The following is an 11964-nucleotide window of genomic DNA, read 5'->3' on the forward strand; positions in this document are numbered from 1 at the left end:
TAGGGCTGGTGAATTATCAACAATTAAGCGGCAACCGCCTTGGTAAAGATCGCTTTAGGTTTAAAGGCAAACGCGCCATCACCCAACAAAATTTGTACCAACGAGGCCATCACTAAAAAGAGTGGGTACTCCCAACCACCGCCTTGGTTTGAAAAAGACCAACCATTACCAGCATGCACCATGAACAAGGCTCCCAACAGCACAGGTATCAGGCCTGCTGCAACTAAGCGAGTTTTAAAGCCCACTAGCAGTGCTATGCCGCCGAGTAATTCTGCTGCAATGGTTAGGTAAGCTAAAGCGCCGGGCAAACCCAGTGAGCTAAAAAACTGAGCGGTGCCTGCTGGGGTAAACACCACTAACTTTAACCACGCGTGGGCTAAAAACATGAGTGCCAGACTAAGTCGTAATAAGGTGGCGGCGTATTGGGATTGCTGATTCATGATGACTCTCCTTGAAAATGATTAGCGCCTAACAAGTTTGCTGGCTTGCAAAAAGTATCGTCTCGAATTAATGTGTAAACAATACCCAAAACTATCGACACATTGTTTACCAAAAGTAAACAATAGGACATAAGCATGAATCAGCTGGCACTCTATACAAGTTTTGTTGCGGTAGTCGAACACGGCAGTTTTACGTTAGCGGCTAAACATTTAGGAAAAACTAAGGCCATCGTAAGCCGGCAAGTTAATCAGCTAGAAGCGCAACTCAACAGCCGCTTAATTAGCCGCACCACCCGCGCCTTATCGGTCACCGAATCAGGCAAAGAGGCCTATCAACGAGCTCGGATTATTCTTGAACAAGTGGATGACTTAAACCAATTGAGTCAGCAGCAAAATGACCAATTGTCGGGACGTTTACGGATTAGTGCCCCGCAAACCTTTGCCGAGCTCAATTTAATGAGTGTATTGCCAAGCTTTATGCAAGCTCACCCCCAGCTAAAGGTAGAGCTGGTACTAAACGACCGTTACGTAGATATTGTTGAAGATGGCTTTGATCTTGCTATTCGCATCGGCCAACTAGAAGACTCCAACCTGATTGCTAGGCAGGTTACTCGCTTTAAGCAAGTATTAGTGGCTAGCCCTCAGTATCTTAGTCACCAGCCTATCTCATCCCTAGAGCAGTTAGCTAAGCGGCCCTGTATTGTAGATAGTAACCGTCGTGGCGGGAACAAATGGCAGTTCAGCCATCAAGGCAAAGAGCACAGCATTAAGGTGAACGCCATACTAAGCGTAAATAGTGCTTTGGCTGCCGCCGCTGCCGCAGAGCAAGGCCTAGGGGTGTGTTTATCGCCAGAGTTTGCAGTACAGCAGCAGCTCGCCAAGGGAAGCTTAGTTAGCTTGCTAGACGATTACAGCAGTGGCGATGTTGGGGTTTATGTGATTTACCCACATCGCCAATATCTCACTAAAAAAATCAGTGCTTTTATTGCCCATTTAAAGCAGCACTGTTAGCCAGCGGTTTAATGGCTAACCTTGGCACTATAGATTGAGTAGAGCAGCGCCAACGACAAACACACGCCAGCCGGAATAAACAAAGACAAAAATGCCAAGTGGGCATATCCATAAGCCCCCAAGGTGCCGCCTGCGATAAAGCCCAGCACAATCAGCACAAATAATAAGGCGCGCCTTTTATCAAAGGGATCGCCCCTCAGCGCAGATCCCAGCATAATGCCTAAGTCGGTAAATATACCGGTAACATGGGTGGTTCGCACAACCGCACCGCTATAGGTGGTGGCCAGCGCGTTTTGTAGCCCACACGCCGCCGACGCTAAATAGATCCCGTAAAAAGAATCATGGCTTAACAAGTAGCTTGCACCACATAGAAAAGCGGCTTCTAAACACAATATACCGCTGTAGTTACGCCCTAACTTTAGCGCCCCGCCGCGTAATGAATAGCCTGATATGATGGCGCCAATTAAAAAACTCAGCAGCACGCCAAACAAGTGAAATACATCGCTCAAGCTGGAACTTATAGCGCCAGTACCCAGCAAGGTGGCCGTACCCGATAAATGCGAGACAGATTGGTGCTTAAAGCCTAACAAACCCACCGCGTTAACAAAGCCAGCAATCAACGCCAGCAAAAACGTTCCATATTCTACCCAACGGGGCAATTTAGAAATCACAAAGCTTCCTTAAAAGACGAGGTGGCATTAAAGCCATAAGTCAGCCTAGAGTTTATCAAATAAACTCGCCGTGCCGAAGCAAGCATTCATCAAATAGCCCCGCCATCATGGCGTTAAAAGCGTGTACTTAAGCATCGTTATTAATGAAAAACTTTGTTAAATTAGGCGCCTTAAGTTCGCATGCAGATCTAAGGGTGTAAAAGTGGCACAAGGACGTTTATCTGTCATTCAGGGCGCAAGTTTGCTGGTATCGGCATTATTAGGTTCTAGCGTACTGATTATCCCAGCCCTCGCCGCAAGTGCCTCTGGCGTGTATTCCCTATTAGCTTGGCTGCTAATGATTATTGCCATGCTACCCGTGGTGTTTACCTTTGGCGCACTGGGCAAACGCTACCCGCACGAAAGTGGCACCGCCCATTATGTACAACAAGCCTTTGGCGAAGACGCCGCAAAAGCCATTGGCTGGGTGTATTTGTCTATTGCCCCAATTGGCCCACCAGTGGTATTTATTGCTGGCGCTAGCTACTTCGCCCAAATTTTTGGTGGGCTTGGCCTCCCCCTGCTGTATATCGAATTGGCCATGCTAGCTTTAGTATTTGTAATGAACCTAGCCCGCATCGAAACCTCAGCCAGCGTGCAAGCCATACTGAGCCTAGCGCTAATAAGCACCATTTTATGGGTGTGTTTTAAAGTAATAAGCACCACCCCTTTTCCTGTGGAGCAGCTGCAAAGCACCCACTTTTCATTGAGTGCTATTGGCCAATCAATGGCAATCATGTTTTGGTGTTTTGTGGGCATAGAGGCAATTTGCCATGTGGCCAAACAGTTTAAAGATCCAGAGCGTGATTTTGCTAAATCGGTGCTACTTGGCGTGGGCTGCGCCGCGCTGGTTTATGTGCTGGTGAGTTACGCGGTCGTGGTGATGAACGCCTACGGCGATGAGCAACAAAACTTATTGTCTATTACCCATATTGCCGCCTTATCTAGTGGCACCTGGGCGGCCAGCTTGGTAGCAGCTGTAGGGTTTGCAGGCTGTTTTTGTGCGGTAAATTTATATCTAATAAGCTTTGCTAACATGCTCTACAGTACCGCCGAGGCCAAAGGACCAAACCACATCTTAAGAAAACAAAGCAACAATGGCTCGCCTATTGTCGCCACCTGTATCGTAATAAGCGCTATCGCCATGGTATTGCTAGCGCGCGATTACTGGGATTTTTCATTCGCTTATTTATTAGAGTATGCCAACGGCCTGTTTGTGGTGATATACCTCGCCGCCGCCCTTGCTGGGGTAAAACTACTGAAGGGCCGCGCCCGCATTGCTGCGTTATTCTCAGCCCTTTTTTGTAGCCTTATTCTCGTGTTTATTGGTAGCAGTGCGCTGGTATGCATTGGCGTATTTTTGCTGGCTTTATTGGTATTTAAATGGCGAAGGCTAGCACTTATTAGCCACAAAACAGTTGCTTAAACCCGCCCTGTAAAGGTGTGAAAGAGATCCCCTCAAAGGGAGATTAAGGCCTCATAAGTTGCACAATGATCGCCGCAGTTGCTGCTGGTGGCTATCGATATACTCAATATCATTTAAATACGCCACATGATGCTGCTGTTCAATATTCGCAATAAATTGTTGATTACCCTTGTTCGCTTCTTGACGCATAAAATCAACCAAGGCATTCAAACGCTGCTTCATCGCTTCAGGAAGTTGCTCCCGCTGTGCGAGAGACGCGCCATAGCAGTCACAAAACAATTTGGCCCTCATTATTTGTTCTTCAATGCTACCCAGTTTGTCGTTTTCTTGTGTTTTGAAAGGTGACCAACAATACGTCGAGTAGGCTAAATCCCATATCCGTGGTGCAGGATGGGCGGTATCAAAATCAAATACCCCTACCACCTTATTACCCGATAGCGCCACATTGTATGGGGCAAAGTCACCATGACAAATCACCTCATAGGGTTGCTTAGCTTGAAGCATCCAAACTAGCTCAGCGGGGTCATGGTGGATGAGAAATGAGGCAGATGCATCATGAATTTTTCGTAGCAATTTAGCGGCTGACACTACAGCCTCTAAAGAGGCAATGGCCCCCGTTAAAGGGTAGTTATATGTTTTACCTTTAACCAAGCTCAGCTTCTCGTTGGGGCCATCAATACCAATGAATGTTGGAGCCTCGGTGACACCAACATGCTCTAAATGGGCCAACAACTTATGAATAGTAGAACTCCATACATTGAGAGGCCGATAAACCACATCATTGTCTAGATAAATGGCAGACGCCCTGCCACCACTTAGCGCGTTCATGTTTATTCCTTACGACCAAGACCAACCCAGCGGAAAAAAGCGAGCGAGTCACTTGTTCGATATAGCCAATAATGAGGCTAGTGTAGTTCTGGCAACAAATGAGATGCCCACAAACTTTGCTCAAACTTCACGTTAAAAAAACCAAAATGCCCTATGCGTTGTGTTCCTATTTCTTCGGGCGTAATACGATTTACTTGTATTGTTGAGGCCGGATAAAAACTATTCAGAGAGTCGATGTTCTTTTTGGACATCAATTCATCATCGGTAAAAGAGAAAGAATAAATGGGTGTAGAGACTAATCGATATTTATCACGTGTCTTTTGGCCTTCAGCACCCACCATGTAATGAGGGTTCAGACACCATTTACGCCATTGATTAATGACTCCGCTGGGTAAATCCCCTACCTTACGCAATCGTTTGCCAGGAAAGTACCCGTAAATTCGGGTCGTTAATGGAACAACAAAAAACCAAAGCCACCATACACGCCATTTTAACGAAGGCACATTATCAAGCCAGTAACCACTTCCGCTGGCAATACTAAAGGCTTTAGTCACAAGGTGGAGATTAGAGATCATGCCAATAAGCTGCCCACCAAGACTATGCCCAATCCAATAGAGTGGTGTGCCATTTGCCTTGTTCGACATTGCCTCGACCATTGCTGTGCAATCAAAATCCGCCCAATCAGTAATGGTGACTCTTGCATCCCTTAAATGACCCGTTTGAGATAAGCCCGTTCCAGAATAATCAAACGTTGCAACCATATAGCCATGAGTGGTTAACCATGCCGCAAATGGCGCATAAAACGCTTGTGTAACGCCCATTGCCGGCACAATAAGAATGGCACCTTTCATTTCAATATCAGGGAAATAAAAGGTAGAAGACACGGTATGCCCATTCTTAGTGGCTATCTCTCTTTGTTCTGTACGTGCCATTGAATTTTATCTCCGATATGTAAGATATTGATTAAAGTGCAACACATACATATGCCCTAGCGATGGCATCATTTTTGAAATACCAGTGACAGTAGCAGGTGAGCAGAGTAAATGAACATAATTGGTCATTTACACCCAAGAGTGAATAGCCACTTGATACTGCTTGGCCTATTGCTTCAACCAAGCAACATAGGCTTGCATATCTTCATCACTGGCGAAAATAACTTGGCGATTATTGCCTCGCTGAATGGTGTGCTCGGCCACACCGGGATAAGAAACACGAAGTTTTCGAGCCATTTTTTATTACCCAAACCAATCAACTTAACTCAGTGTAGGCAAGTTAAAGTGACTCTGACCCTTTTATTCCTTTATTTGACTTAAATTGCCTTCTCCCCCCTTTATTTGGCTACACTTGCTAGGAGCACCAAACGTAACAAGTTAGGTAGGATATTGAGATACAGTTCAGTTTTTATTGGTTTTATGTTGCTAGTCTTGAGTTATTCAACAACTCTCTTAGCAGAACAGAACTCAGAAACATTAACCATAGCTAGTTTTGTGGTACCGCCCTACATCATCAAACAACCCGATGGTTCCTTGACTGGTATCTTTGTTGAAACCATCAAGGAAGCAGCTAAGCAAAGTGGAGTTCGGGTAGAGTTTTCGCTGAGTAATTGGGCAAGAGCCCAATCAAGAGTAGAACATGGAGAAATTGATGCCATTTGGCCCGTAGTTAAAACCAAAGAGCGCCAAGCTTGGTTGCACTACCCCACTGAGCCCATTAATCAATTCAGGTTTTCCTTGTTCGCCAATGCAGAACGTAATTTTGAGTTTAATGGGGAGCTTGAGTCTTTGTCAGGATTAACGTTAGGCAAACTTAACAATGCTAAAACCCACCCTTTGTTTCACCAAGGTGAGCAACAAGGCGTTTTTTTAGTTAAAGAACGGACCTCATTAACGCTATTATTGCAGGCTGTTTCTCGTAAGCGCTTAGATGGCTTTGTCGCACCTGAAAGGATGGTTGAGTGGCTGATGCGGGAAAGCCGCGTTTACAATGTTGAGCCCCTGCCCACAGCCTTTGGGGTTAATGATATCTACTTAGGCTTGTCAAAACTTAGCCACAAACAAGAGCCATTCACGCAACTCTACCAAGCCGCCAGAAAAATTACGCTCGATGAAACACTATGGATAGAACAGTATTTTCAGCTTGAAGCAAATGATACTGTTCAGCAATAAGTCTCAACCTTAGCGAGTTTACCGTCTTACTCTGTGAGTAATAAAAGGGGGCAGAGTTTGAGGGATCCCCAGACTCTGACCCCTTTTATCCCATATATATCAATAAAAACCCCTGGCTATAAGGCCAAGGGTTTTAGGTATTCACTGCTTTAGCGGGTTGTTACACCCAATCGGTTTACTTAGAACAAGGTGAAAATGTAACCGTGCTTTTACCTTCTGATGCCTGCTTAACGGTATCTGCACACATTGTTTCAGAGAAATACAACGTGTCGTTAAAGTTATAGCCAATCTGCTCGCGAGTGTCGTAATTGGTAAACAAGAAGTCACCGTTTTCATGGTTATAAACAAACTGAGTCCAAGATGCGTAAGTCTCGCCGTTAGTTGGGTCAATCAAATCTTGAGGAACTAAGTTACCCGCGTTGAAGGTACTTAATAGCTTACCGCGAGTTTGTGGCCAAGTTTTACCTTCCTCAAATTTTACGTGTGTCGTGTGGAATAAGCCACGTAAGTTACGGTCTAGCGAGCTAATTGATGTAGGCACTTTTTTAGCCGTTAAGTCAGCTAAATCAACCTTAGCAACATAGTCACGGTGATCTTGTTGTAATGGAGAGTTTGCCATAACACGCAAATCTGATTTTTCATCACCGCGATGCACAACCATCTTTCCGCCTTTGTTTAGCTGTAATAAAGCAATATCGCCAGACTTATCGTGGATAGAGATATGCAAACCATGCTCGGTGCCATGTAAGCCATCTTTCCACGCTATTTGCCATTCGTTGTTATTGAACGCGGTGACAGCTTGTTCAGTCGTAGCATAAGTTTCTGTAATGTATGCAATCACATCAATGAAACTAACCGCTGGCGCACCTGTGTCTTGGTAGTCTTCGATGAAGGCTGCGCTATCAGCCATATAAAGCAATGATGCAGCAAGGCCCTGTGAGTTTATCGCGTCAGAAGTCACTCCGCCAAAAACATCGTATTCCATTTGTGCAACCGCATGATAATTAGTGGTCCACTGCATCGCATGCTTATAGCTAGGTGTTTCAGTGCTGCGCTCAATGCCGACTGGGTTAACTTGAGTGGTATTACCCAGCTGTTGACCCCAGTCAAGTGAACGAACCGTTGACATACCATGTGGTGTATCAAGGGTGATGCGTGAACATGCATTGGCTGTTTGTGCCATGCCAACCATTGAGATTGCTGTAATTGCAACAAGTGCGATTTTATTTAGTTTGAAGTTTTTCATAAGTAGCCCCAATAAGGTTAGTGACAATTAAGAGTGTGTTGCTCTTTGATGTATTCATTATCGATTAAAACTGCTAATCTCAAAGTGGCTAAGAGTAGGTATTAACCCTCTCTCATAAAGGAGTTGACTATGGCTGTGTCACTAGAGCAACTGCACGCATTTGTTGCTACCGTTGAGCAAGGAGGTGTCGCCCAGGCTGCACGTCATATCGGTAAACATGTTTCGACATTACGAGAGCAGGTTAATAATTTAGAAATTGATACTGGACTCACGTTATTTGTGCGCCATCCACGTTCACTAGAAGTCACAGAGCATGGTGAGCAGTTATATAACTTTGCTAAATCGATGCTATCTGAGGCCAGTCATTTTGACGCTAAGGTTGATAGCTTATTGCAGGGGATCCCAGAAAGGCTCACGATCGCCATCGATACTAGCTTAGTAGAGTCTGCATTAGACAATCAGATATCAGCTCTGCTACAAGCCTACCCCTATCTCAGTTTAAAAGTGTTAAATGGTGATACCTTACAGATCAGAGGTTGGATAATGTCGGGTAAAGCTGATATTGGCATCATGCTATCAACGATTAACGTTCCTACTGAAATTACCCACGCCAATGCTTATAGCTTTGAAGTGATTAGAGTTGTGCCAGCCCGTTGGGAACTACCTAACCCGGCGCAACCAAGGGATTTACGCGATAAACTACAATTAAGTTATTCCTTTTTACAGGATATAGGTATGCGTGATGCCGACGTAATCAGTCACCGCTTTATGTTATGTAATAACGCAACTCAATTATTAAGTTTAGTTAAAGCGGGTGTAGGTTGGGCACATTTACCTAAGTTTGTTTGCGAAGATGCGCTTGCAGATGGCGAAGTTGTTATCAATCAAGCTCCCAGTGAACCCTTTTCAAATTGGAATGCAGAACTGGTGTGGAAGAAAGAAAAAGCCATTAACCCTGCCATGCAAATGTTTATCGAAGCGGTACAGGCTTTACCGAGCCATTAGCATAATCGACTTACCATAAGATGGAGGGGCTTGCCCAAGCCATATCAAGCCACCCATTACTAACTTTATAATTTACAGTGATATTATTATAGGTGGCTTATTAGTACTCTTTTACTTCGCTTGATACACGATTACTGTGTTGATAATTCGAGAGATGAGCCTGTGTTCCATGGCACCATCCCCACCACCATTCGTTCTATCAATAAACTTATCAAAAAACACAAAGGCTTGGCTACTCATCTTTGTGTAGTTGTATGAAGCAGGGCCTTGCGGATTTGGGGCATATCGTCAATTAGTTAAGCACGGTATTGAATGTGGTTTACTAGCCAGCGCTATCACAGCTTACCCGCAGAGCTGCCAAAAAAGTCTTGGTTAATTTTGTTATGAAATAGCGATATTTTCATCAGCACGTTTTTTAAATTTTGCTGCTCTAGCTCGGTTAAGCTGTTAATGGCCAGTACGTCGTTCACTTCGCGAAGGTCGGTGTATTCTACTATTTGGTTCATGAAGCGCAGATGCCAAATGTGATCAAAAATATATACCATTTCTTTAAAGCTTTGCGGGTCGATTTCTTTTACCGCCGCCAACTTTTTAAGCCTTACCATGGTGTTTGATTCACGAATATCGTGTTTAAGCGCATAGATGCGACAAAAAATTTCCATTGGCCGCAGGCACGCTTTAAGATTGATTGAGGCTTCACCGTCGTGCCTTTCGGTTTTGATCTGCTTAAAACTATTTAACGGAACCTTGTAAGACAGGCAGTTTTTGGCATAAGTGCTTAAAAATGAGGGATGCTGGCGGATAAGCTGATTAATGTGCTGCTGGATCTGGTCAACCAAGGCTTTTTTGCCATAGGTTGAGCGAATATCAAAAAACACATTTAGCTCTAAAATTGTGCTAGGAGTGGCACTATTGATCCAGCTTTCAAAGTTGTTTTGCCATTCTTCTACGGTTAAACACCAACGGTGATTGGTGGCCATGATTAGCCCTTCACAATAACTGTACCCCGCCTGATTTAACAAACCGCATACTCTTTCAGCCAGATGCAAAAAATAGCGCTGGGTTGACTTGCGTCGCTCTGGTGCTGGGGCTTCAAACACGATGGCGTTATCTTGATCAGAAAACAGCGTCATGTCGTGACGGGCGTTACTGCCAAAAGAAATAAACGAAAAAGGCACCGGCGGCTCGCCTAACTCTTCAATACTGAGATCAATAAATCGGCAAATGGCGGCATCATAAGCGCTGCCAATGGCGCGACGCAGGTTATCTGGCCGAGAACCCGCATCAATCATTTCACGGATAAGCTCTGGCATGTGGTTTAGCGATTCAACCACATGGCCTTGAGTATTACTTTGCGCTATTTGCTCAACAATGCGGCTGGTGAGCAGTTGATAGTCGGTGACTTTTTTCACTAGCCCAACACTCCCGCCATAGATTTTGCGGGTAATAGGGCGAAACGAAATAACATGCCCGCTTTTTTCTGAGAGGAATATTTTTGAGGTACTAAGAATTATATCGAGCTGTTTTCCACTTTTGGTAAGCAGTTGCGCTTCAAACTCACTGGCTTCGGCCTGGTGCTTAAATAGCTGTACTAGGTGCGCTAAAACACGGGCATTTTGCGCACAAACAGGAAACAGCATGTTCCAAATGCTGTCTGCTTTTAGTTCAGAGTCTGAATAGCCCACCATACGGTGTAGCCGATTGTTGGCATAAAGCACTTCGCCATCGGCTTCAAGCATGTAACCTTCATTGGATGATTCAACCAGTGCTCGGTATCTATCTTTAGCTTCATGAAGCGCCACCTCGGCCCGCTTTTTTCTATTTTCAATGGTTCTACTTTGACCAATGATATAGGACATGATGGCCACCAGCCCTAGGGTGATTAGCATAAAGGTGGTGAACAGGGCTTGCTCTAGCTTGTCTATTTCTTTTTGCACGTCATTAAAGTACACCCCAGTACCAATGATCCATTGCCACTGTGCTACCCCATGCACATAACTCAGCTTGGGGGCGGTTTTGTTTGGGTCATCTTTCCACTGCCATAAGTATTCTAGATAGCCTTCTTGCTGGTCTTTTACCAGTTGGGTGAACTCAACAAAAATCAGCTTACCACTTTTGTTTTCACTGTCGGTGTAGCGGGTAAGATCCCTGCCCTTTAGGTCTTGCCTGTAGGGGTGCATGATCATGCGTGGATGCATGTCGGTAATAAAGAAGTAGTCTTTGTTTTGTTCGCCGTAACGCATTGCTTTTACTTCTTCTGCGGCTTTGCTTTGGGCTTGTTCTAGGCTTAGCTCGCCGCTTTCCTGCAATTGAATATATCGCTCTACAATGCTTACCGCCGATGAGGTTAGCTCTTTAATCATCAGTTTTTTTTGGCTCATCATCGACCCTTCTACCTGCGGGACAATCACAAAAACAATGGCGGTAATAAACAGTAAAATAGCCAGCAATGTTGGGATAACAATACGAAAACCAAAGCTGCTAACAAAGCTGTTACCGGGGGTGCTGCGATCCGCCATGCCGTTAAAGTAGTCTTCCATCTCTTGGGCACTGAGGATGGAGCCCATTTCTTCGCTGTGTTGAGCGTCGTGGTACTTAGCGGTGAAGGTACCATTTTCAAAATCCGTTCTGCTGGGTAGGTAGCCGTCGTAATCGTCTTTAATGTGGGTTTCTACTACATTTTTTATTTGCTGACGTGAGTATTTTTCGCCAAATTCTTGATAGGCCTCTTCTAGCGCTTCTTTGCAATGGCGAAAGCGGCGATGGTCGTAAGGGTCGTAACTGGCTATCTTGCCCATGCGCATATAATGGTCAAAGCCATCATGATCAAAAAATCCATCTATCCATTTATGGATTTCTTCGGCTCTTAGGCCAAATAATGTTTCGGTGCGATCAGCATGTTCAGAAATTTTCATATCAGTCGACTATAGGGTTGATTTTACAGAGTAACTTTCAGAGTCATCGCTGTTAGTTTAAGGTGCGCGATATCATAAATACCATCAAAGCCTATACAAAAACAAAGAACAACGACCAATAACCCTATCTAAATCAAAATTAACTCTTTTAAGCTCTTTTACACTCACAAAAATCTAAAGGGATTCTATATTCAGGTGCAAATTGCACCTTTTACCCT

The 11964-nt window shown here is 44.6% G+C and carries 11 protein-coding genes; 4 read left to right on the forward strand and 7 right to left on the reverse strand.

Features of this window, described 5'->3' with window-relative positions; all coding sequences use genetic code 11:
• Window positions 1-23: 23 nt before the first annotated feature.
• A complete protein-coding gene (locus M0C34_RS14620) occupies window positions 24-440 on the reverse strand; it encodes a DoxX family protein (RefSeq protein ID WP_248712414.1) in 417 nt (138 codons plus the stop codon).
• Window positions 441-575: 135 nt separating this feature from the next.
• Here M0C34_RS14620 and M0C34_RS14625 point away from each other — a divergent pair, with 135 nt between their 5' ends.
• Window positions 576-1451, forward strand: a complete 876-nt coding sequence (locus tag M0C34_RS14625; protein ID WP_248712415.1) for a LysR family transcriptional regulator — start codon at window positions 576-578, stop codon at window positions 1449-1451.
• An 8-nt stretch (window positions 1452-1459) separates the two neighbouring features.
• Here the strand turns inward: M0C34_RS14625 and M0C34_RS14630 are convergent, their stop codons facing one another.
• Entirely contained in the window at window positions 1460-2122 is a 663-nt protein-coding gene (locus M0C34_RS14630) for a YoaK family protein (RefSeq protein WP_248712416.1), read from the reverse strand.
• A gap of 202 nt (window positions 2123-2324) precedes the next feature.
• Between M0C34_RS14630 and yjeH the strand changes: the two genes are divergently transcribed.
• Window positions 2325-3587 carry an L-methionine/branched-chain amino acid transporter gene (yjeH, locus tag M0C34_RS14635; RefSeq protein ID WP_248712417.1) on the forward strand — a complete coding sequence of 421 codons (1263 nt, stop codon included), beginning with the start codon at window positions 2325-2327 and terminating at the stop codon, window positions 3585-3587.
• A gap of 51 nt (window positions 3588-3638) precedes the next feature.
• Here the strand turns inward: yjeH and M0C34_RS14640 are convergent, their stop codons facing one another.
• From M0C34_RS14640 to M0C34_RS21215, 3 genes are all read right to left on the reverse strand, one after another.
• Entirely contained in the window at window positions 3639-4415 is a 777-nt protein-coding gene (locus M0C34_RS14640) for a phosphotransferase (RefSeq protein WP_248712418.1), read from the reverse strand.
• A 77-nt stretch (window positions 4416-4492) separates the two neighbouring features.
• The gene (locus M0C34_RS14645) at window positions 4493-5347 is read right to left on the reverse strand and encodes an alpha/beta hydrolase family protein (RefSeq protein ID WP_248712419.1); all 855 of its coding nucleotides are present in this window, start codon (window positions 5345-5347) and stop codon (window positions 4493-4495) included.
• A 168-nt stretch (window positions 5348-5515) separates the two neighbouring features.
• Window positions 5516-5644: a hypothetical protein gene (locus M0C34_RS21215; RefSeq protein WP_256469279.1), complete on the reverse strand. Its 129-nt coding sequence runs from the start codon at window positions 5642-5644 to the stop codon at window positions 5516-5518.
• Window positions 5645-5839: 195 nt separating this feature from the next.
• Here M0C34_RS21215 and M0C34_RS14650 point away from each other — a divergent pair, with 195 nt between their 5' ends.
• A complete protein-coding gene (locus M0C34_RS14650; protein ID WP_248712420.1) occupies window positions 5840-6580 on the forward strand; it encodes a substrate-binding periplasmic protein in 741 nt (246 codons plus the stop codon).
• A 175-nt stretch (window positions 6581-6755) separates the two neighbouring features.
• On the opposite strand, the gene M0C34_RS14655 is transcribed toward M0C34_RS14650, so the two are convergent.
• A complete protein-coding gene (locus M0C34_RS14655; RefSeq protein ID WP_248712421.1) occupies window positions 6756-7826 on the reverse strand; it encodes a linear amide C-N hydrolase in 1071 nt (356 codons plus the stop codon).
• A gap of 129 nt (window positions 7827-7955) precedes the next feature.
• Here M0C34_RS14655 and M0C34_RS14660 point away from each other — a divergent pair, with 129 nt between their 5' ends.
• Window positions 7956-8831 (forward strand): LysR family transcriptional regulator, encoded by an 876-nt coding sequence (locus tag M0C34_RS14660; RefSeq protein ID WP_248712422.1) that lies wholly within the window; start codon window positions 7956-7958, stop codon window positions 8829-8831.
• A 335-nt stretch (window positions 8832-9166) separates the two neighbouring features.
• On the opposite strand, the gene M0C34_RS14665 is transcribed toward M0C34_RS14660, so the two are convergent.
• Window positions 9167-11746, reverse strand: coding sequence for a DUF294 nucleotidyltransferase-like domain-containing protein (locus tag M0C34_RS14665; protein WP_248712423.1), 2580 nt, complete (start codon window positions 11744-11746; stop codon window positions 9167-9169).
• Between the last annotated feature and the right edge of the window lie 218 nt (window positions 11747-11964).

Origin of the sequence: Agarivorans sp. TSD2052, from assembly GCF_023238625.1 — a bacterium.
Lineage (GTDB): Bacteria > Pseudomonadota > Gammaproteobacteria > Enterobacterales > Celerinatantimonadaceae > Agarivorans.

Excerpts from the sequence above, each read along its gene's own strand:
- M0C34_RS14620 (WP_248712414.1), bottom strand. The coding sequence starts at position 440 with ATGAATCAGCAATCCCAATACGCCGCCACCTTATTACGACTTAGTCTG.
- M0C34_RS14625 (WP_248712415.1), top strand. The coding sequence starts at position 576 with ATGAATCAGCTGGCACTCTATACAAGTTTTGTTGCGGTAGTCGAACAC.
- M0C34_RS14640 (WP_248712418.1), bottom strand. The coding sequence starts at position 4,415 with ATGAACGCGCTAAGTGGTGGCAGGGCGTCTGCCATTTATCTAGACAAT.
- M0C34_RS14645 (WP_248712419.1), bottom strand. The coding sequence starts at position 5,347 with ATGGCACGTACAGAACAAAGAGAGATAGCCACTAAGAATGGGCATACC.
- M0C34_RS21215 (WP_256469279.1), bottom strand. The coding sequence starts at position 5,644 with ATGGCTCGAAAACTTCGTGTTTCTTATCCCGGTGTGGCCGAGCACACC.
- M0C34_RS14655 (WP_248712421.1), bottom strand. The coding sequence starts at position 7,826 with ATGAAAAACTTCAAACTAAATAAAATCGCACTTGTTGCAATTACAGCA.
- M0C34_RS14660 (WP_248712422.1), top strand. The coding sequence starts at position 7,956 with ATGGCTGTGTCACTAGAGCAACTGCACGCATTTGTTGCTACCGTTGAG.
- M0C34_RS14665 (WP_248712423.1), bottom strand. The coding sequence starts at position 11,746 with ATGAAAATTTCTGAACATGCTGATCGCACCGAAACATTATTTGGCCTA.